Annotated in this window: 19 protein-coding genes; 14 read left to right on the top strand and 5 right to left on the bottom strand. The window is 70.4% G+C overall.

The window, feature by feature from the left end; genetic code table 11:
* Positions 1–149: 149 nt before the first annotated feature.
* Entirely contained in the window at positions 150–1,076 is a 927-nt protein-coding gene (locus AB0M01_RS38020) for a 5'-3' exonuclease (RefSeq protein ID WP_363677528.1), read from the bottom strand.
* A 77-nt stretch (positions 1,077–1,153) separates the two neighbouring features.
* Between AB0M01_RS38020 and AB0M01_RS38015 the strand changes: the two genes are divergently transcribed.
* Entirely contained in the window at positions 1,154–1,594 is a 441-nt protein-coding gene (locus AB0M01_RS38015) for an Lrp/AsnC family transcriptional regulator (protein WP_363677527.1), read from the top strand.
* A gap of 210 nt (positions 1,595–1,804) precedes the next feature.
* Here the strand turns inward: AB0M01_RS38015 and AB0M01_RS38010 are convergent, their stop codons facing one another.
* Positions 1,805–2,485 carry a DsbA family oxidoreductase gene (locus AB0M01_RS38010; protein WP_363677526.1) on the bottom strand — a complete coding sequence of 227 codons (681 nt, stop codon included), beginning with the start codon at positions 2,483–2,485 and terminating at the stop codon, positions 1,805–1,807.
* A gap of 100 nt (positions 2,486–2,585) precedes the next feature.
* Between AB0M01_RS38010 and AB0M01_RS38005 the strand changes: the two genes are divergently transcribed.
* Both AB0M01_RS38005 and AB0M01_RS38000 read left to right on the top strand, forming a co-directional pair.
* Entirely contained in the window at positions 2,586–3,002 is a 417-nt protein-coding gene (locus AB0M01_RS38005; protein WP_363677525.1) for a helix-turn-helix domain-containing protein, read from the top strand.
* A 124-nt stretch (positions 3,003–3,126) separates the two neighbouring features.
* On the top strand, positions 3,127–5,577 hold the full coding sequence (locus AB0M01_RS38000) for a lamin tail domain-containing protein (RefSeq protein WP_363677524.1): 2,451 nt from the start codon (positions 3,127–3,129) through the stop codon (positions 5,575–5,577).
* Here the strand turns inward: AB0M01_RS38000 and AB0M01_RS37995 are convergent.
* Both AB0M01_RS37995 and AB0M01_RS37990 read right to left on the bottom strand, forming a co-directional pair.
* Entirely contained in the window at positions 5,574–6,206 is a 633-nt protein-coding gene (locus AB0M01_RS37995; RefSeq protein WP_363677523.1) for a methyltransferase domain-containing protein, read from the bottom strand. The two genes, AB0M01_RS38000 and AB0M01_RS37995, sit on opposite strands and share 4 nt — an antisense overlap.
* A gap of 92 nt (positions 6,207–6,298) precedes the next feature.
* Positions 6,299–7,753, bottom strand: coding sequence for a lysine 2,3-aminomutase (locus tag AB0M01_RS37990; protein WP_363677522.1), 1,455 nt, complete (start codon positions 7,751–7,753; stop codon positions 6,299–6,301).
* Positions 7,754–7,913: 160 nt separating this feature from the next.
* Between AB0M01_RS37990 and AB0M01_RS37985 the strand changes: the two genes are divergently transcribed.
* The 7 genes from AB0M01_RS37985 (at position 7,914) to AB0M01_RS37955 (ending at position 15,908) form a co-directional block, all read left to right on the top strand.
* Entirely contained in the window at positions 7,914–8,966 is a 1,053-nt protein-coding gene (locus tag AB0M01_RS37985; RefSeq protein ID WP_363677521.1) for an L-erythro-3,5-diaminohexanoate dehydrogenase, read from the top strand.
* Positions 8,967–8,970: 4 nt separating this feature from the next.
* A complete protein-coding gene (locus AB0M01_RS37980; RefSeq protein WP_363677520.1) occupies positions 8,971–10,575 on the top strand; it encodes an amidohydrolase in 1,605 nt (534 codons plus the stop codon).
* Positions 10,572–12,140: a lysine 5,6-aminomutase subunit alpha gene (locus AB0M01_RS37975; protein WP_363677519.1), complete on the top strand. Its 1,569-nt coding sequence runs from the start codon at positions 10,572–10,574 to the stop codon at positions 12,138–12,140. The genes AB0M01_RS37980 and AB0M01_RS37975 overlap by 4 nt, the downstream gene beginning before the upstream one ends.
* Positions 12,137–12,895 (top strand): OAM dimerization domain-containing protein, encoded by a 759-nt coding sequence (locus AB0M01_RS37970; protein WP_363677518.1) that lies wholly within the window; start codon positions 12,137–12,139, stop codon positions 12,893–12,895. Before AB0M01_RS37975 ends, AB0M01_RS37970 begins: the two co-directional genes overlap by 4 nt.
* Positions 12,892–13,281 carry a hotdog domain-containing protein gene (locus AB0M01_RS37965; RefSeq protein ID WP_363677517.1) on the top strand — a complete coding sequence of 130 codons (390 nt, stop codon included), beginning with the start codon at positions 12,892–12,894 and terminating at the stop codon, positions 13,279–13,281. Before AB0M01_RS37970 ends, AB0M01_RS37965 begins: the two co-directional genes overlap by 4 nt.
* 486 nt (positions 13,282–13,767) lie before the next feature.
* Positions 13,768–15,333 carry an apolipoprotein N-acyltransferase gene (lnt, locus tag AB0M01_RS37960; RefSeq protein WP_363677516.1) on the top strand — a complete coding sequence of 522 codons (1,566 nt, stop codon included), beginning with the start codon at positions 13,768–13,770 and terminating at the stop codon, positions 15,331–15,333.
* Positions 15,334–15,356: 23 nt separating this feature from the next.
* The gene (locus AB0M01_RS37955) at positions 15,357–15,908 is read left to right on the top strand and encodes an FxsA family protein (protein WP_363677515.1); all 552 of its coding nucleotides are present in this window, start codon (positions 15,357–15,359) and stop codon (positions 15,906–15,908) included.
* Positions 15,909–15,994: 86 nt separating this feature from the next.
* Here AB0M01_RS37955 and AB0M01_RS37950 read toward each other — a convergent pair whose 3' ends face one another.
* Entirely contained in the window at positions 15,995–16,381 is a 387-nt protein-coding gene (locus AB0M01_RS37950) for an RNA polymerase-binding protein RbpA (RefSeq protein ID WP_344172121.1), read from the bottom strand.
* Positions 16,382–16,619: 238 nt separating this feature from the next.
* Between AB0M01_RS37950 and AB0M01_RS37945 the strand changes: the two genes are divergently transcribed.
* The 4 genes from AB0M01_RS37945 to AB0M01_RS37930 are packed head-to-tail and all read left to right on the top strand — an operon-like array spanning position 16,620 to position 20,410.
* Positions 16,620–17,873, top strand: a complete 1,254-nt coding sequence (locus tag AB0M01_RS37945) for an efflux RND transporter periplasmic adaptor subunit (protein ID WP_363677513.1) — start codon at positions 16,620–16,622, stop codon at positions 17,871–17,873.
* Positions 17,863–18,600 carry an ABC transporter ATP-binding protein gene (locus AB0M01_RS37940; RefSeq protein WP_363677512.1) on the top strand — a complete coding sequence of 246 codons (738 nt, stop codon included), beginning with the start codon at positions 17,863–17,865 and terminating at the stop codon, positions 18,598–18,600. The genes AB0M01_RS37945 and AB0M01_RS37940 overlap by 11 nt, the downstream gene beginning before the upstream one ends.
* Complete coding sequence (locus AB0M01_RS37935; protein WP_363677511.1) at positions 18,600–19,829, top strand: ABC transporter permease; 1,230 nt, start codon at positions 18,600–18,602, stop codon at positions 19,827–19,829. The genes AB0M01_RS37940 and AB0M01_RS37935 overlap by 1 nt, the downstream gene beginning before the upstream one ends.
* A gap of 11 nt (positions 19,830–19,840) precedes the next feature.
* A complete protein-coding gene (locus AB0M01_RS37930) occupies positions 19,841–20,410 on the top strand; it encodes a DUF5666 domain-containing protein (protein WP_363677510.1) in 570 nt (189 codons plus the stop codon).
* Positions 20,411–20,492 lie beyond the last annotated feature (82 nt).

Here is a 20,492-nt window from a genome sequence, read left to right as displayed (position 1 = left end):
AGCGGCCGGGGATCCAGCGGCCGGGGATCCAGCGGCCGGGGATCCAGCGGCCGGGGATCCAGCGGCCGGGGATCCAGCGGCCGGGGATCCAGCGGCCGGGGATCCAGCGGACGGAGAGTCAGCTGCCGGGGACCCAGAGGCGAGGCTGCTCACAAGTCGCCCTTCGGCCCCACGTTCAGCGCCTGCATCACGCGCTGCGCGCTGCTGCCCAGCTCCAGCAGTTCGACGAGATCCAGCCACCGCTGCGGGTCCGCGACCTCGGTCGGCATCTTCGCGTCGTGGGCGCTGACCGGCGCGTCGTGCGCAACAGCGACCACCTTCGGTGCGACGTCCAGGTAGTCGCTCGCCTCCAGGATCTTGCGCTTTACCGACGGCGACATCGGCGTCGAAGCATCCGCCGCCGCGGCGCGGATCTCGGCCAGACCACCGTACGCCGTGACCAGCGACGCCGCGGTCTTCTCGCCGACGCCCTTCACGCCGGGCAGTCCGTCCGACGCGTCCCCGCGCAGCGTCGCGTAGTCGGCGTACCGGGACGCGGGGATGTCGTACTTGGCCAGCAGCGCCTTCTCGTCGTACACCTCGGCGCGCCCCACGCCCTTGGCCGCCGTGTAGATGACCCGGATCCCGCGCGCGTCGTCGATCAGCTGGAACAGGTCGCGGTCGCCGGTCACCACGTCGACCGGCATCGTCGAGCGGTGCGACAGGGTCCCGATCACGTCGTCGGCCTCGTGGTCGGGCGCGCCGGCGATCGCGATGCCGAGCGAGTCGAGGCAGGCGCGGATGAACGGGACCTGCACCTCCAGGCGATCCGGCACGTCCTCGACCTGCTCGCCGCCGGTGGCGACGTACTCGACCCGCTGGGCCTTGTACGACGGGATCAGCTCGACCCGCCACGACGGGCGCCAGTTGTCGTCCCAGCAGGCGACCAGGTGGGTCGGCCGGTGGTTCTCGACCAGGCGCGCGATGAAGTCGAGCAGCCCGCGGATCGCGTTGGTCGGCGTACCGTCGGCGGCCTTCATCGTGTCCGGGACCCCGAAGAACGCCCGGAAGTACAGGGAAGCAGTGTCGAGCAGCATCAGCCGTTGCCCGGAACCAGTCTCAGCCATGGGGTGATGCTTTCATGCCGGGCCCCCGGGGCAGTAGGGTCTCCAGCGTGGAGGACCTGGACCGCAAGATCGTGGCGCTGCTGGCGTCGGACGGCCGGATGAGTTTCACCGACCTCGGCAAGGCCACCGGCCTGTCCACGTCGGCGGTGCACCAGCGGGTGAAGCGGCTGGAGCAGCGCGGCATCATCCTGGGGTACGCGGCAACGATCGACCACACCGCGCTCGACCTGCCGCTGACCGCGCTGATCTCGATCCGTCCGATCGACCCGTCGCAGCCCGACGACTCGCCGGAGCGGCTGCGGGACGTGCCCGAGATCGAGTCCTGCTACTCGGTCGCGGGTGATTCCAGCTACGTGCTGATCGTCCGGGTCGCCTCGCCGGCGGCGCTCGAGGAGCTGCTGGCCACGATCCGGGCCCGGGCGAACGTCTCCACGACCACGACGATCGTCCTCAGTACGCCGTACGAGCGCCGCCCACCGGCGCTCTGAGCGATCCCAAGCCCCACGGCCGCCCGCGAGCTTCGACTTTGAGCACGGCTCAGTCATTGCAGCGGCGCTGCGGTGGCTGAGCGGTGCACAAAGTGGCGCGGGGCCGGTGCCGAAGGACAGGAGGTGTCGGGCGGCGGAGGCGGGCGGTTCGGGTCGGACGGCGGGCCTGAGCGGGCGCCGACGAGGGACCTCCTGTCGGTCGGTACGCAATCAGACCGCGCAGCTGTCCGGCCCGCAGGCGCCGTCGACCCCGCCGACAACCTCCAGCACCGGGTGGGTGTCCGCCCAGGCCCGCTCCATGACCTCCAGCAGCTGCTCGACCCCAACCGCACCCGGGATCGCGTACTTGTTGTCGATGACAACAAACGGCGCGCCCTGCGCCCCGAGCCGCTCGGCCTCGCGCTGATCAGCCGCGACCTGCGCCTGATACCGCCGACTCCGCAACACCTCGTCGGCCCCGTCGAGCCCGAGCTCGTCGGCGAACTCGAGCACCTGCTCGAGCGTCCAGAACTCCCGCGCCTCGCCGAAGTGCGCGCGGTAGATCGCCGTCCACACCTCGTTCCCACGACCGAGCGAGGACGCGTAGGCCAGCAGTTCGTGCGCGTAGTCCGTGGGTCCGAGCGTCCGGTCAACTGCCCGGTACGGCGTCAGCCCCTCGGCGTGCGCCGCCGCCTCGATGGGTTCGAGAACCTGCTGCTCCACCCCCGGCACGCCGTGCATCCGCAGCAGCTCACGCTGCGTCACGCCGGTCCGCGGCAGATCCGGGTGCAACTGAATCGACCGGTGCACCACCTCGACAGCATGCGGGAACCGCGCGAGCGCCACCTGCAGCCGGTTGTCCATCAACCCGCAGTACGGGCACACGACGTCCGACCAGAACTCGATCTTCACAGCACCAACCTCCTGATACACACTTTCTGTTCGTAACACCACTGTGCATTAGAATCGGACCCTCTACAAAAGGCACATCAATGTGCGCGGGAGGTGGCAGATGGAGCGCAGAAAGGCCCCGGTCAACGTCCGGGCGAACGTCCGCCGGGCCCCCGGCCCGTGCGCGCACTGGGGCGACACCGACGCCGACTTCATCCGCGAGATCCTCGACCTGGTCGGCGACAAGTGGAGCGTCCTGATCATCGGCACCCTGGCCGACGGCCCGGTCCGGTACTCCGACCTCGGGCACGCGATCCCCGGCATCTCGCAGCGGATGCTGACGCTGACCCTCAAGCAGCTCCAGCGCAGCGGCATCGTGTCCAGGACGGCGTACGCCGAGGTCCCGCCGCGCGTCGAGTACGCGCTCACCGACATCGGCGCGTCGCTGCTGTCCACGGTGCTCGCGATGGCGGCCTGGTCGGCCGATCACCACGCCGAGATCCGTCGCCGGCAGGCGGCCTTCGACGCCGCTGAGTGACGCCGCCCGGCGGCTCCCTGAACGGCCCGGGAACACCCGGCGAACTGTGCGCCGCCCTGCTGTCGCACACCCTGAAGAGGTCGCATGCTCCTCCTCGAACCATTCTCGATCGAGGGGGGACCTCGTGGACCTGTCCAGAGCACGCCGTCGTGCTGTCGCCGCCGCGCTGCCGCTGGCCGTCGTGGCCACGCTGGCCGGACTGCCCGGTACGGCGAACGCGCTGTCGACCGACGTCGTCATCTCCGCCGTGTACGGCGGTGGCGGCAACTCGGGCGCGGCCTTCCGCAACGACTACATCGAGCTCGCGAACCTGACCGGTACGCCGGTCAGCGTCGACGGCTGGAGCGTCCAGTACGCGTCGGCCGCCGGCTCGGTGTTCCAGCTGACCAACCTCACCGGCACCATCCCGGCGCACGGCCGGTACCTGGTCCAGGAAGCCGCCGGCGCCGGCGGCACCGTCGCGCTGCCGACGCCCGACGCGACCGGGTCGATCCCGATGTCGGCGACGTCCGGGGTGGTCGCCCTGGTGACGGCCCAGATCCCGCTGGTCGGCTGCGGCATCTCCTGCTCGACCGCGCCGAACGTGAAGGACCTGGTCGGGTACGGCGCGACCGCGAACGTCGAGACGCTGGCCGCGCCGGGCCTCACCAACACCACCGCCAACGCGCGCTCCGGGGCGCTGACCGACACCGACAACAACTCCGTCGACTTCAGCTCCGGCGTCCCGAAGGCGACGAACACGGCCGGTACGACGGTCGACGCGGGCAACCCTGGTGGTCCGGTCGACCCGACGCCGGGCTCGGTCCGGATCCACGACATCCAGGGCTCCGGCCGGATCTCGCCGATCGTCGGCCAGAGCGTCACGAACGTCCCCGGCATCGTCACGGCGACCCGTACGACGGGCAACGCGCGCGGTTACTGGATGCAGGACCCGACCGCCGACGCGGACCAGTTGACCAGCGAGGGCCTCTTCGTCTTCACCGGCTCCACCTCACCGGCCGTCGTGGCCGGCGACTCCGTGCTCGCCTCGGGCCGGGTCACCGAGTTCCGCCCGGCGGCCGGCGCGCAGAGCCTGACCGAGATCGGCGGGACGGTGAACACCCTCAAGGTCAGCAGCGGCAACGCGCTGCCCGCTCCGGTACCGGTCGCGCTCCCGGACGCCTACACCAAGGCCGGCGCGCTCGAGGCGCAGCCGCTGGAGGAGAACTCCTACGTCCTGGACTGGCTGGAGGTGCACGAGGGGATGCGGGTGACCGTTGCCCAGAGCACCCGTCTGGTCAGCCCGGTGAACACCGAGTTCGGTGAGCTGTGGGTGACGTTCAAGCCGGCCCAGAACACGACGCCGCGCGGCGGCACCGTCTACACGTCGTACGACGACCAGAACAGCGGCCGGTTCATGATCGCGGCGCTGAACGGCGCTCCCGCGGCGAACGTCGGCTCGACGCTGGCCGCCGGGACGACCGGCGTGATCGACTACCAGTCGTTCGGCGGCTACGTGCTGCTGGCGACGCAGCTCGGCGCGATCACCGACGGCGGGCTGAAGAAGCAGAAGGTGCTGCCGCCGAAGAAGGCCGGCGACCTGTCGATCGCGACCTACAACGTGGAGAACCTGGCCGCGACCAACCCGGACGCGAAGTTCGCCCGGCTGGCCGAGGCGGTCGTGCACAACCTCGGGTCGCCGGACATCCTGGCGCTGGAGGAGATCCAGGACAACAACGGTGCCACCGGCAACGGAGTCGTGGCCGCCGACCAGACCGTCACGAAGTTCACCGCCGCGATCCAGGCGGCCGGCGGACCGGCGTACTCGTCACGCTCGATCGACCCGAACGACGGCACCGACGGTGGTGAGCCGGGCGGCAACATCCGCCAGGTGTTCCTGTTCAACCCGGCCCGGACGACGTTCGTCGACCGTCCCGGGGGCGACGCGAACACGGCGGTCTCGGTGGTCCGCGCCCGGCCGACCAGCAACCAGGTGTCGCTGTCGGTCTCGCCGGGCCGGATCGACCCGGGCAGCGACGCGTGGGCGTCGAGCCGCAAGCCGCTGGTGGGGGAGTTCCTGTACGACGGCAACAAGCAGCTGTTCCTGGTGGCGAACCACTTCAACTCCAAGGGCGGCGACCACCCGCTGTCGGCCGCGGTGCAGCCGCCGGTGCGCAGCAGCGAGGTGCAGCGGCTGAAGCAAGCCAACGAGGTCCGCGACTTCGTCCAGGACCTGTCCGACAAGTCGGCCGGGCGCGCGCGGGTCGTCGTACTGGGTGACCTGAACGACTACCAGTTCAGCCCGGCGATCAAGACGCTGACCAACGACGGCGCGCTGCTCAAGCCGCTGATCGAGACGCTGCCGGTCAACGAGCGCTACAGCTACGTGTTCGACGGCAACTCGCAGGTGCTCGACCACATCCTGGTCAGCCCGGCGATCCAGGGCTACTCGTACGGCGTCGTGCACATCAACGCCGAGTTCTCCGACCAGGCCAGTGACCACGACCCGCAGATCGTGCGGATCCTGACCGGCTGCGACGTCAGCCCGCTGCCGGCCCGGTGCCGCCCGGGCAGCCCGGTGGTGGACGTGCCCTAGCCCTGGCCCTTCTGGGCCATGAACGCGGCGTACCCCCGGCCCGGGGTGCTGCCCTGCTCGGTGAGCTGGGCGGTGACGGTGAGATCAGCTTCGGCGAGAGCCGCGGTGATCACCTCGGGCCGGTACAGGTACGCCGTGTAGCTCACGGCGACGCCGTACGCCTTCTCCGGCTGCAGCGTCTCGTCCTGGCCGGAGTGCGTCCCGATCAGCACCCGCCCGCCCGGCCGCAGCACCCGGGCGAACTCGGTGAACAGCCCCGGCAGCTCCTCGCGCGGGATGTGGAAGGTCGAGTACCAGGCCAGGACGCCGCCGAGCGCGCCGTCCTTGAACGGCAGGTCGGTCATCGACCCGACCTCGAACGTCACGCCCGGGTAGTTCTTCCGGGCCAGCTCGACCATCTTCGGCGACAGGTCGAGCCCCGAGATGTCGCACCCGACCGCCTTCAGGAACCCGGTGGTCCGCCCGGCCCCGCAGCCCAGGTCGACCATCGGGTCCCCGGTCAGCTCCGCGAACGCCGTCAGCATCGCCCGCTCCAGCGGGTTCCCGGCCATCCGGTCCTTCACCAGCTCGTGGTACGCGTCCGCGACGTTGTCGTACGACGACCTCGTGGCGGCAAGGTGTTCAGTCACCGCGACAGATTAGTCGCTGCCTGTGACAGTCCTGACACGGAGTCTTCCGCCGGTGCCGCTGACCCCTGTGCGGCGGCACCGGCGGAAGCTGATCAGGTGATCTGGAGGAGCTTCTGGGACTCGGCCGCGGCGCGGGAGGCGGCGGCCTGCTCGGTGGCGGCGGCGATGGAGTCGCCGGCGTGGGTGCGCCACCAGTCCTGGCCCTCGGTGGGCAGGGTGTCGATCGGGTCGTAGTACTCGTAGGTGCGGTTCAGCGCCTCCGGGTCGGTCTGCTCGATACCGGTGCGGTAGTTCTTCTTCCAGTACGAGATGCCGCGGACCTCGTCGTACTCCGAGAGCTGGTGCACCCAGCGCTTGCCGACGTACGGGACGTCGCAGACGATCCGCGGGGTCGCGAAGCCGGGCAGGTAGCCGAGGATGCCGTGCTGCAGGTGCTGCGCGTCCTTGACCGAGACCCGCCAGTGCTCCGAGAACGGGATCATGTCGCACATGTAGAAGTAGTACGGCGTGATGGTGGCGCCGTCGAGCAGCGCGAAGCACAGGTCGAGCAGCTCCGGCACCGAGTCGTTGACGCCGCGCATCAGCACGCCCTGGTTGCGCACGTCGCGCAGGCCGGCCTCGAACATCGCCTTGGTCGCCTCGGCGACCAGCGGCGTCACCGACTGGGCCGCGTTGACATGGGTGTGCATGGCAACCATCACGCCGCGCTGCCGCGCGATCGACGCGACCCGCTCGACGCCGGCCCGGACGTCGTCGGACAGCCAGTGCTGCGGCATCCCCATCAGCGCCTTGGTGGCCAGCCGGATGTCGCGGATGTTCTCGATCTCCAGCAGGCTGGTCAGGAACGCCTCCAGCCGCGGCCAGGGCATGTTCGCCACGTCGCCACCGGAGACCACGACGTCCCGGACGCCGGGGTTGCGGCGCAGGTAGTCGAGCATGTCGTCGAGGCGCTGCTGCGGCTTGATGGTGAACTTCAGCTTGTCGATCACCGGCGTCGAGTTGCCGACCAGGTCCATCCGGGTGCAGTGCCCGCAGTACTGCGGGCAGGTGGGCAGCACCTCGGCCAGGACCTTCGTCGGGTAGCGGTGGGTCAACCCCTCCGTGGCCCACATCTCGTGCTCGTGCAGCGAGTCGCGCGTGGCGTGCGGGTGCGACGGCCAGTCCGTCCGCCGATCCGTGAACATCGGCAGCATGTAGCGCCGGACCGGGTCGGCGTAGAAGGCCTCGGTGTAGTCGGAAGCGCCCTGCGGGACGATCGTGTTCAGCATCTGCGGCGGGAGCAGCATCGACATCGTCGCCCGCTCGGCCTGGTCGCGGGCCAGGTCCTCGTAGACGCGCTCCTCGAGCAGGTCGCCCATCACGTCGCGCAGCTGCTTGACGTTCTTCACGCAGTGCGAGCGCTGCCACTGCACCGAGCGCCACTCGTCGGCCGTCACGTCCTTGAACCCCGGCATCCGGGTCCAGTCGGGCTCGACGAGCTCCGCCCGGGTGTAGGCGTACGGCTGGCCGTCGGGGACGGTCAGCTCGGGGCTGATCAGATCAGTCACGGAAGTCCTCCGGGGGCTCCACGGGCGATGCGGTCTCATGTGAGGATAGCGATAGAACTTCCCTCAGATCCAACAGTACGCCGTAAGAATTCCTTCTCAGACCCAGAATCAGTAGTATTTTGCCCGGCTCACCCCCGAGCCGCGAACCTCTGGAGGCAGCGTGTCGTCGAGCCCCGTCGGACTGCACCGCGTGATCGAGCCCGCGGGTGTGCTGCCGCAGGCCGCGACCCGGCTGGACGCGCACCCGGAGCTGTGGCCGGACGAGATCCGGATCGCGGTCGAGCGGCTGAACCTGGACGCCGCGTCGTTCCGGCAGCTGGCCGAGGCGCACGGGCACGACGGTGAGGGCGTACGCCGTGCGGTGCTCGAGATCGTGGCCGAACGCGGCAAGATGCAGAACCCGGTCACCGGGTCCGGCGGCATGCTGGTCGGCGTCGTCGACGAGGTCGGGCCGGAGTCGCCGCTCGGCGTGAAGCCGGGTGACCGGGTCGCCACGCTGGTGTCGCTGACGCTGACCCCGCTGCGGATCACCGACGGCCTGCGCCGCTGGGACGGCCGCAGCGAGCAGGTCCCGGCCGAGGGGCACGCGATCCTGTTCGCCCGCTCGATCGTCGCGAAGCTGCCCGACGACCTCGCGCCGGAGCTGTCGCTGGCCGTGATGGACGTCTGCGGCGCGCCGGCGTTGACCGCGCGGGTGGTCCGCGAGTATGTCGACAAAGGCATAAAGCCTGTCGTGTCAGTAATTGGCGGCGCAGGGAAATCCGGGTCGCTCGCGCTGGCCGCCGCGCGGCGCTCGGGCGCGGCCCGGACGATCGGGATCGTGCCGGTCGAGGCGGAGCGGGAGCGGCTCGCCGAGGCCGACCTGGCCGACGTGGTCGCGCTGGCCGACGCCCGCGACCCGGTCGCCCTCGCGGCTGCGGTCGAGGCGTCCGGGGGACCGGCGGACATCACCGTCGTCTGCGTCGACGTACCGGGGTGCGAGCACGGCGCGGTGCTCGCGACGGCGTCCGGCGGCACGGTGATCTTCTTCTCGATGGCGACCTCGTTCTCGGCCGCCGCGCTCGGCGCGGAGGGGCTCGCGGCCGACGTGACGATGCTCGTCGGCAACGGCTACGTGCCCGGTCACGCCGACTTCGCGCTCGAGCTGCTGCGCTCCGAACCGGGTGTCCGGCGACTCTTCGAGAGCCGGCTGAAGGCGGAGGGGCAGGATTAGCCCTGTGCGCACACTTCTGACGAACGGTTCCGTCTACTCACCCGCCGACCCCCACGCGACCGCGATCGCGTTCGACGACGGCGTGGTCACCTGGCTCGGCGACGACAGCAGCGCTTCGTCGTACGCCGAGGGCGCGGACGAGGTGATCGACCTCCGGGGCAAGCTGGTCACGCCCACCTTCGTCGACGCCCACGTCCACACCGCGCAGACCGGCGCCCTGCTGACCGGCCTCGACCTGATCGGCACCACCAGCCTGACCGACGCCCTCGACCGGCTCGCCGCGTTCGTGGCGACGCTGCCGGCCGACGCGGTGGTCGACGGCGCCGGGTGGGACGAGACGAAGTGGCCCGAGGGCCGCCCTCCGACGGCCGAGGAGCTGGACCGCGCCGGGGGAGACCGTCGGGTCTACCTCTCGCGTGTCGACGGCCACTCGGGCGTCATCTCCTCGTCGCTCATGAAGGCTGTCGAGGGACTGGAAGGACAGGCCGGGTTCGACAAGAGCGGCCGGGTCGAGCGCGACGCGCACCACGCCGTACGGGACGCGCTGAGCGAGCTGGTCGGTCCCGACCAGCGGCTCGCCGACGCGCGCGCGGCGGTCAAGGCGATGGCCGAGCGCGGGATCGGCGCGTTCCACGAGATGGCGGCGCCGCACATCGGGCCGGTCTGGGAGCTGCCGCTGGTCCGCCGGGCCGCCGACGAATTGGGGCTCTCGGCAACCTTGTACTGGGGCGAGACCGGTGTCTTCGACAACGTTTCGCAGTACGGGCTGGCCGGGCTCGCCGGTGACCTGAACGCCGACGGCGCACTGGGCTCGCGGACTGCGGCGTTGCGCGCGCCGTACGCCGATCGTGAGGACCACCGTGGGCACGCGTACCTGACCGCGGAGCAGATCGCCGAGCACGTGATCGCCTGCACCGAGAAGGGCGTCCAGGCGGGCTTCCACTGCATCGGGGACCTTGCCCTCGACAACATCGCGCGTGGCTTCGAGCTGGCCGCCGAGAAGGTCGGCGTCCCGGCGCTGCTCGCCGCGCGGCACCGGCTCGAGCACGTCGAGATGCCGGACGCGGACGTCGTCGCGACGCTCGCGAAGTGCGGTGTCGTGGCCAGCGTGCAGCCGATGTTCGACGGTCACTGGGGTGGCCCGGACGGCATGTACGCCGAGCGGGTCGGCGACCGCTGGGAGGGGATGAACCCGTTCGGCACGCTGCAGCGCGCGGGCGTGGTCCTGGCCTTCGGCTCGGACGCGCCGGTCACCGCGCTCGGCGGCTGGGAGGCTGTCCGCGCGGCGGCGTTCCACCGGACCGAGTCGGAGCGGATCACCGTGCGCGCCGCGTTCCAGGCGCACACCCGTGGCGGCTGGCGGGCGGCCGGGATCGACGACCAGGGCGTCCTCGCGCCCGGTACGCCGGCGACGTACGCGGTCTGGGAGACCGACGCCCACCTGGTCGTCCAGACGCCGGACCCGCGGGTCGCGGCCTGGTCGACCGACCCGGGTGCCGGCGTACCGGTGCTCCCGGACCTGAGCGACGCGGCGCAGGTGCCGCAGTGTGTGCGGACCGCCGTCGGTGGCCGCCTGGTGTACGAGTCTGAAGGGTGGTCCACGGAGTGACCCGTGCCGTGAAGAAGCTCGACCTCGATCCGGTCACCGTCCGGAAGGCGCGCAGCCTGGCGCGCAAGGCCGGCAAGCCGATCGTGAACATCGCCCGGCAGCACACCACGGTCTCGGTCGAGCGGGCCGTGCTGCGGCTGGCCGGCCTGGCCGGGGCCGACTCCGAGGGCATCCCCTGGGTGAACCGGCTCGCCGACACCGTCCGGGCCGACGTCGGCCTGGAGCACGGACTGGCGCTGCCGGTCTGGGACGCACTGGTCCGCGGCGAGGCCGAGGACCTGTCGGTGCTCGCGCAGAAGGCGGCGTCGGGCTCGGTGACGTTCCGGCTGCCGGAAGGGCGGGACGCCGTACGGGCTCGTGCTGCCGCGCGCAAGGCCGCGGCCGGAGGGCTGAAGAAGGTCGACGGACGGCGTCGTGAACGGGACCGGCTGATCGCCAAGCACGGCGATCCTGAGCAGCGGCCGTGGATCTACCTGATCGTCGCCACCGGCGACATCTACGAGGACATCCCGCAGGCCCAGGCGGCCGCGCGGGCCGGCGCCGACATCATCGCGGTGATCCGGTCGACCGGGCAGTCGCTGCTCGACTACGTGCCCGAGGGCGCGACCCGCGAGGGCTTCGCCGGCACGTACGCAACGCAGGAGAACTTCCGCCTGATGCGCGCGGCGCTCGACGAGTCGTCGCGCGAGCTCGGCCGCTACATCCGGCTGACCAACTACGCCTCCGGGCTGTGCATGCCGGAGATCGCGACGCTGGCCGGGCTGCAGCGCCTCGACATGATGCTGAACGACTCGATGTACGGGATCCTGTTCCGCGACATCAACCCGATCCGGACCTTCGTCGACCAGCGCTTCAGCCGCCAGATCCACGCCCGGGCCGGGATCATCATCAACACCGGCGAGGACAACTACCTGACCACCGCCGACGCCGTCGAGGCCGCGCACACGGTGACGGTCTCGCAGCTGCTGAACGAGTACTTCGCCAAGGAGGCCGGGCTCGAGGACTGGCAGCTCGGGCTCGGGCACGCCTTCGAGATCACCCCGGAGATCCCGGACTCGTTCCGGCTGGAGCTCGCGCACGCGATGCTGGCCCGGCAGCTGTTCCCGGACGCGCCGCTGAAGTGGATGCCGCCGACCCGGCACATGACCGGTGACGTGTTCCGCGGCTACCTGCTGGACGGGTTCTTCAACCTGGTCGGCGCGATGACCGGGCAGGGCATCCTGCTGGTCGGGATGATGACCGAGGCCGTGGTCACGCCGTGGATCTCCGACCGCGACCTCGCGCTGCAGAACGTCCGCTACGTACTGGGGGCCGCAGGCAACCTTCACGAGGACTTCCACCCGGCACCGGACGGTTTCATCGCGCAGCGCGCCCGGCAGGTGCTGGGGGAGTCCGTCGAGCTGCTGGAGAACATCGTCGACGACGGCCTGCTGAACGCGATCGGCGACGGCACCTTCGGGCTGATGAAGCGCCCGCAGGACGCCGGCCGCGGCCTGGACGGCGTCGCGCGCCGCTCGGCGGCGTACTACAACCCGGCGATCGAGCTGCTCGAGGAGGCGCAGTGAGCATCATCAGGCCGTACGGCGACACCACCGGCGACGGGATGGTGCAGCTGTCGTTCACGCTGCCGATCCCGCACGACAAGCGCGCCGAGGGCGCCGCGGTGCAGCTGGCCAACAAGATGGGCATGGACCCGGCGCTGGTCGTGCACGCCAAGGCGATGGGCCCGGACTTCACCTTCTTCGTCGTCTACGGACCGGTGAACCACCTGGTCGACACCGACAAGGTCGAGGTGATCGAGCGCGACTACCCGCTGCTGGCGCCCAAGGACGCGAACCTTGCCATCCGCAAGGGTCTGCGCCGCCGGCTGACCGTGGTCGGCGCCTGCATCGGCACCGACGCGCACACCGTCGGCATCGACGCGATCATGAACATCAAGGGGTTCGCGGGGGAGAAGGGCCTGGAGTACTACCGGGAGCTGAAGGTGGTCAACCTCGGTGCGCAGGTCGCCGTACCGGAGCTGGTCCGGCGGGCCAAGGCCGAGAAGGCCGACGCGATCCTGGTCTCCCAGGTGGTCACCCAGCGCGAGGCGCACGTGCTGAACACCAAGGAGATGTCGGCCGCGTTCCGCGAGGCCTACCCCGAGGAGACCCGTCCGGTACTGGTTGCCGGTGGCCCCCGTTTCACCGAGCAGATGGCCGGGGAGCTCGGTGTGGACCGGGTGTTCGGCCGCGGTACGACGCCCGGCGAGGTGGCCAGCTACCTGGTCGACGTACTGGTGACGAAGCGGGTCCGGACCCCGAACAGGAGAAGCGCATGAGCAAGGCCGAGATCGGTCTGTCGGTCACCCACCGGCGTTACGTCCCGTACAGCCACGCCCACTACGCCGGGCACCTGGTCGACGGCGCCTACGTGCTGGGGCTGTTCGGCGACGTCGCGACCGAGGTCTGCATCGTGGCCGACGGAGATGAAGGATTGTTCGCTTCCTACTCCGATGTCCAGTTCCTGCAGCCTTTGCGGGCCGGCGACATGGTCGAGGTGACCGCGACGATCTCCCGGGTCGGGACGCGCAGCCGCGAGCTCGACTTCGCGGCGTACGTGGTCTGCCGGGGGCGGCCGGACAAGTCCGAGTCGGCGGCCGAGGTACTGGCCGAACCGCTGCTGATCACGAGGGCAACCGGTACCGTCGTCGTACCGGCTGCGTGACAGATAGTTGCCCTGGGTAACAACGTCGACCGAATGTGTTACAACGTTCTGAAGGAGCCGGTGCAGAGGTTGACTTCACCGCTTCCAGCGAGCATCGTTCTGAGAGTCGTCAATGTTCGTTGTTCCAGCAGACACACAGAGTTCGGCCACCGGATGATCCCGCGACGCTGACCAGGCCAGTGCCAGGCTTGAGTCGACGGGGGCTGAGATCGCCGGTGGACAGCCCCCCGCGGGGCAGAGGTGGAAGAGGCTCGGCGCCCAGTAGACAACAGCCGGGCGGCTCGCATCCAGCGGGTCCGCCGGTTGGTCCGAAGGGTCGGCCGAGCCTCTTTCCTCTCTCACCCGACAGCCGCCTCTCGCGCCGCGTCGGTGCCGTAACACCATCTCGACACCTCTGCGTCACCAACCGGATCTCTTCCGGGTTCCCGTACGTTGTACCGTCGTGCGCACCGGCAGGTGCCGGACGGTGAGGCGAAGGGGACCCGAGTGGAGCGGTTGAAGGCTCTGGCACGGCTGGTGCCGAGGATCGTGGTGGCGGTCGGCGCCGGCGCCCTGCTGGGACTGGCCTTCGAGCCCCACGACCACCCGTGGCTGGCCGTCGTCGCCGTACCGCTGTTCCTGGCCGCGCTGAACGGCGTCTCGGTCAAGGGTGGCATCCTGGTCGGCGCCGGCTTCGGCATCACCTACTACGCAGTCCTGGTCCCGTGGCTCAGCGTCATCGGCGGCGACGCCGCGATCGCGCTGGCGATCCTCGAAGGGCTCTTCTACGCGGTCTTCGGTGCCCTGGCCAGCCAGGCGTTGAAGCACAAGCTGTGGATGCTGTGGATCCCGTGCCTGTGGGTCGGGACGGAGTTCGCCACGTCGTCGGTGCCGTTCGGCGGGTTCCCGTGGGGCCGGCTCGCGTGGGCGTTCTCGGACTCGCCGCTCGGCCGGCTCGCCTCGCTGGTCGGGATCGCCGGCCTGAGCTTCGTGATCGCGCTGCTCGGCGTTCTCGCGTACGCCGTACTGCGCCGCAGGAGCGCCCTCGGCCTGCGCGTCGTCGCGCTGGTCGCCGGGGTCGCGATCGTCGGCGGCAGCTCGCTGATGTCGCTGTCCACCGAGGGCAACGGCAAGACGATCACCGCGGCGATGGTGCAGGGCAACGTGCCGGGCAAGGGACTGGAGTTCCTCGGCCGCGCCCGGACCGTCACCAAGAACCACCTGAACGCCACGCTCGACCTGCAGCGCCAGGTCGAGGCCGGCACCCAGGTCAAGCCCGACCTGGTGATCTGGCCGGAGAACTCGACCGACATCGACCCGTACAAGGACGCCGAGACCCGGGCCGACATCGAGGCCGCGGTGAAGGCGGTCAACGTCCCGATCCTGGTCGGCGCGGTGACCGAGGGGCCGGGCGAGAACGAGCGGCAGACCACCGGCATCGTCTGGGACCCGGCCAGCGGGCCGGGCCAGCGGTACGCGAAGCGGCACCCGGTGCCGTTCGGCGAGTACATCCCGTTCCGCGACCAGCTGCTGCCCTACATCAAGCGCCTGGAGATGGTCGGCCGGCAGACCGCGCCGGGCGTCGGTCCCGGGCTGATGCCGATCAACGGCGTCACCTACGGCGACCTGATCTGCTTCGAGCTCGCCTACGACAACGTCGTGTCCGACCTGGCCAAGGGCGGCGCGCAGGTGCTCGTCGTACAGACCAACAACGCGACGTACGGCGGGACCGGGCAGCCCGAGCAGCAGTTCGCGATCACCCGGATGCGTGCGATCGAGACCGGGCGGACCGTGCTGATCGCCTCCACCTCAGGGATCTCCGGCGTGATCCGGCCGGACGGGGCCGTCGAGCACAAGTCGGGCCAGTTCGTGCCGGACGTGTACGTCGCGTCGGTGCCGGTCCGCGACGGCGAGACGCTCGCGACCAAGCTCGGCGGCTGGCCGCAGTGGCTCTTGACCGGCCTGGGGATCATGGGAGCAGTGCTGGCGCTGGCGACGCGCCGGAACCGCCGCCCGGCGGACCCCGGTACGCCGCCGGCCGCGACCCCCAGCGCTGAGAAGGTACCGGTCTGACCGACACGAGAGGTGGGGCTGCTGTGAGCGGCGTAACCGGAAGTCCGACGCGCAAGACCCGAGGGCTGCCGTGGTTCGTCGCGGTGGCGCTTCTGGTGGTGCCGATCGTCGAGATCTACGTGATCATCCAGATCGGCCAGGTGATCGGCGGCTGGCCCACGGTCGCCCTGCTGCTGATCGAGAGCGCGCTCGGCGCCTGGCTGATCAAGCGCGAGGGACGCCGGGCGTTCTCCGCGCTCCGCACGGCGCTGGAGACCGGGCGGATGCCCGGCAAGGAGCTGGCCGACGCGGCGCTGCTGCTGGTCGGCGGCACGCTGCTGCTGACGCCGGGGTTCGTCACTGACATCTTCGGCTTCTTCTTCGTGCTGCCGTTCACCCGACCGCTCGCGCGCCGGGTGCTCTCCGGGTTCCTGGGCCGCCGAGTGGTCTCGCAGCTCGGGGGCAATCCGATCACCGGGTTCATGCCGGGGACCTTCCGGCCGCCGTCGGCCGAGCAGTCCGAAGGGCAGCGGATGCGGAACGACGACGTCGTCCAGGGCGAGGTCATCGACCCCGACCGGCCGCAGGACAGGTGACCGAGGTCACGTCCTCGACCTGGGGGTGAACACAGCGAACGGGCCGTTCCGCGACTCTGCGGAACGGCCCGTTCGGGGTTCGGTGCTCAGGCGGTGCGCTTGCCCGTGGTGTTGCGGGCCCGGTGCAGGTGCGCCGGACCGATCTCACCGTTGCGGAGCAGCTGGACGCGCTCGGCGAGCAGCTCCTCGAGCTCGGAGATGCTCCGGCGCTCGCGCAGCATGTCCCAGTGCGTCCGGGCGGGCTTCTCCTGCTTCGGCTCCGGCTTCTCACCGGTCGAACGGGCGGCCTCGCTGCCGCAGTGCGGGCACTCCCAGATCGCGGGGACCTCGGCGTCGTGCGCCATCGTCACCTCGACCACGTGACCGCGCGGGCAGTCGTAAGTGATCATCTGGCGCGGCGCGAACTCCACACCACGGTCGTCCTCGAAGCTGACCCCACCCAGCCCCGAACCACGCAGAACGCGATTAGACATGTCAAACCTCCGAGATTTCGTCATCCGTGCCAACGGTCGGCCGGCTCGGATCATTCCCATTTTGGCATGCCCGAGGCCAAGGTACGCACCTGACAAGCCCGTCGTGACCCGGTGTCATCGCCTGTTCACAGTTGACTGTGTGTCGCGCGCCACAGTCTGAAACGAGCAGCCGGATTCACAGCCAGTTGCCAGCAAGCCCGGATTCATTCCTCAGCAAAGCTTCCTAGCGTCTGCGCTCATGGTCCTCCCACGCCACAGACTCGGTGGCCTCAGCCTGCTCAACGTGGCCCTGGTGGCGGTCGTCGTCGCCGTCGCCGTCACGGCGTACCTGCTGTTCTTCCGCGACGAGTCCGAGGCGGCCGGTACGACGCGCCCGAGCGTCGCGGTGGCGCGTGGGGAGGTGGTCGCCGGCGTGTCGTCGAGCGGGACGCTGCAGAGCTCCCAGTCGGCGACGCCGCAGTTCGCGACGTCGGGGACGGTCACGGCGGTGTACGTGAAGGTCGGCCAGGTGGTCGCGAAGAACGCGGCGCTGGCCAGGATCGACCCGGCGCCGGCGGAACGGCAGGTGCGGATCGCCGAGCAGAACCAGATCGCGGCGGCGAACTCGGTGGATGCCGCGGAGGAGTCGCTGAGCGACGCGGAGGAGGCGGCGGAGTCAACGGCGACGCCGGCAGTCGGCGGACAACAGCAAGATCCTGAGATCGCGGTGACGAACGCCAAGGCGAGCCGTGCGCGGGCGAAGGCTGACAAGGAACAGGCCGATCAGAACCTCGAGGCGGCTCAGGCGGCGGTCGAGGCGACGACTTTGCGGGCGCCGATCGCGGGGACTGTGACTGCGGTGAACGGGGGAGTGGGGTCGGTGGCCGGTGGATCGAACTCGCCGTCGGCATCTGCCGAGGCCTCAACTTCTACCTCAGGCTTCGTCAACCTCGCGGACCTGAAGTCTCTTCAAGTAGTTGCCGCCTTCCCCGAAGCCGACGCCGTGAAGATCAAGGCCAAGCAGTCAGCGACCGTCACCCTCAACGCCGACCCCGGCACGACCCTCTCGGCTACTCTCCTCTCGGTCTCGCCGACCCCCACGACGACCAACGGCGTCGTCTCGTACTCCGCGACCTTCAGCCTCACCAAGCTCCCCGCCGGCGCCCGGATCGGCCAGACCGCCAACGTCACCGTGCAGACGGCGAAGGTCTCCAACACGCTGTACGTCCCGAGCACCGCCGTCGTCACCTCCGGCGGCACCCACACGGTCACCCTTGCCGACGGATCCACCCGGGAGGTCCAGATCGGCGTCCAGGGCGGCAGCTTCACCGAGATCAAGTCCGGCCTGGACGAGGGCGAGCAGGTCGAGCTCCTCCAGGGAGCCATCGGCGGCGCGACCGCCGGCCAGGAGCGGGCTGGTCAGGGCCGGGCCGGTCAGTTCCAGGGCGGCGGCGGCCAGCTCCCCGGCGGCTTCGGCGGCGGCCAGGGCGGAGGCGCCAACCGTGGCCGCTGACGCTCAGCACTTGCTGCGCGACACCCCCGCACCTGCGCCCGCCTCGGCGCTGATCGAGCTCCGGGGTGTGACCAAGACCTACGGCAGCGGCGAGACCGCCGTACATGCTCTTCGTGGGGTCTCCCTGCAGGTTCACGCCGGTGACTACGTAGCGGTGATGGGCTCGTCCGGCTCCGGCAAGTCGACCCTGATGAACATCCTCGGCTGCCTGGACGTCCCCAGCCGGGGCGAGTACTGGCTGGACGGGACCGACGTCGCCCGCCTCACCGAGGACCAGCAGGCCCTCGTCCGCGGCCGCAAGATCGGCTTCGTCTTCCAGTCGTTCAACCTGATCCCGCGGACCAGCGCGCTGGCGAACGTCGAGCTGCCGCTCACCTACGCCCACCTCCGGCGCTCGGAGCGCCGTCAGCGGGCCCGGCGCGCACTCGAGCTCGTCGGCCTCGCCGACCGCGCGGACCACCGGCCCAATCAACTCTCCGGCGGTCAGCAACAACGCGTCGCCATCGCCCGAGCCCTCGCCACCGGTCCGCGCATCCTGCTCGCCGACGAGCCGACCGGAAACCTCGACGCGCGGTCCACGGACGAGGTGCTCGACATGTTCGACGCGTTGAACGCCGAAGGCCGCACGGTGGTGGTGATCACGCACGAGGATGAAGTAGCTCGCCGAGCTCGCCGGTTGATTCAAGTGTCTGACGGAAAGATCGTTGCTGACAAGGTGACTGGCTGATGTCTCCTAGAGATCTCTTCGGGGCCGCCCTGCGTGGGCTCGGGGCCAACAAGTTGCGCTCCTTGCTCACCGTCCTCGGCGTCTCGATCGGCGTCGGCGCGGTGATCGTGCTGGTTGCGGTGGGCAACGGGTCGGGGAAGGCCGTGCAGGAGCGGCTGGAGGCGATGGGCACCAACCTGCTCACCGTCTCGTCCTCAGGCGGCGGCGGTGGTTTCCAGCGCGGCCAGGCCGGTCCGTCCGCTCAGCAGTACGCCCTGACGACCGACGACGCCGCGGCCCTCGCCGACGACCGGCTCGCACCCGACATCGCGACCGTCGCCCCCGTGATGACCAGTTCCGGTACGGCGACCAACGGCGACACCAGCTACACCGTCAACCAGGTGATCGGCACAACCCCCGACTACCTGCCCGCGACCAACACCCCGGTCGGCACCGGCCGCGCCTTCACCCAGCAGGACGTGGACCAAGCGGCCCGCGTGGTCCTGCTCGGCCAGACCGCCGCGAGCGAGCTGTTCACCCGCCCGAACACCGCCGTCGGCCAGACCGTGAAGCTCGGCGCGGTCGACTTCACCGTCCTGGGTGTCCTCGCGAGCAAGGACAGCACCGGCTTTGCCGACCCGAACGCGGCGGTCGTCGTACCGATCTCGACGCTGCGCGCGACCCAGGCCGGGTACGGCGCGCTCAACCAGATCGTCGTCCAGGCGACGAGCAAGGACCGCGTCGACGTCGCCCAGGCCGAGGTCACGCAGCTGCTCGCGGCCCGGCACCAGGTCCCGGCGACCCAGACGTCACCGTTCCGGATCACCAACTCGGCGCAGATCCTGCAGACCAGCCAGGACACCGCCGCGACCTTCACCGCGCTGCTCGCGACGGTCGCGGCGATCAGCCTGGTGGTCGGCGGGATCGGCGTCACCAACATCATGCTCGTCACGGTCACCGAGCGGACCCGCGAGATCGGGATCCGCAAGGCGCTCGGCGCGCGCCGGCGGGCGATCCTCGGGCAGTTCCTGATCGAGGCGACGCTGCTCAGCCTGATCGGCGGCGCCGTCGGCGTCGCGGCGGCGCTGGTCGTCAGCCGGTTCGAGCTGGCCGGCGTACGCCCGGTGCTGGTGCCGTCGTCGATCGCGCTCGCCTTCGGCGTCTCCGCGGCCGTCGGGCTGTTCTTCGGCAGCATGCCGGCCCACCGGGCGGCCGGGCTGCGTCCCATCGATGCACTGCGACACGAGTGAGAGGTTCAGGCATGTCCAACCAGAGTCCCGACGAGTTCGCCCAGATCGGGTCCGACCAGGAGGTCGAGGCGGCGCTCCGGCCGAAGAAGACGCTGAAGTTGCCGGTGGCAACTGCCGTGCTGAGCGGCGTGGTGGTGCTGGCGATCGGGCTGGCGGGCGGCGCCGGGCTGCACGCGGCGTTCGCGTCGGACGGTACGCCGGCGCAGGCGGGGCGCGGGGCGGGGTACGGCGGATTCCGTGGTCAGGGCGGGCAGCCCGGCCAAGGCGGTGCCGGTCAGGGAGGCGCTGGTCAGGGTGGGGCCGGCCAGGGCGGTGCCGGGCAGCGCGGCGGCGGGCAGTTCGGCCAGGGCCGCGCGGCGATCGGCACGGTGGTGTCGGCGGCCGACGGGAAGCTGGTGGTGAAGACGCAGAACGGCGACGTGACCGTGAAGCTCACCGGCGACACGGCGTACGAGATCTCGAGCAAGGGATCGGTGAGCGATCTGAAGGCCGGGCAGCAGGTCGTGGTGAGCGGTGAGACGGCCGACGGGACGCTGACCGCGCGCACCGTCCGGCAGGGGGAGCTACCGCCCAACCGTTGACGGGCTTCTTTGGAAAGCGCTATCTTGCGACGAAATGAGGCGCAGAAAGTACAAATTCGCCTCTTCGTCGACAGGAGAAGAC

The organism is Kribbella sp. NPDC051770 (genome assembly GCF_040681455.1).
Taxonomy (GTDB): Bacteria; Actinomycetota; Actinomycetes; order Propionibacteriales; family Kribbellaceae; genus Kribbella.
The sequence above is the reverse complement of the archived record's forward strand: the minus strand, read 5'-3'. Positions and strand labels throughout refer to the sequence as shown.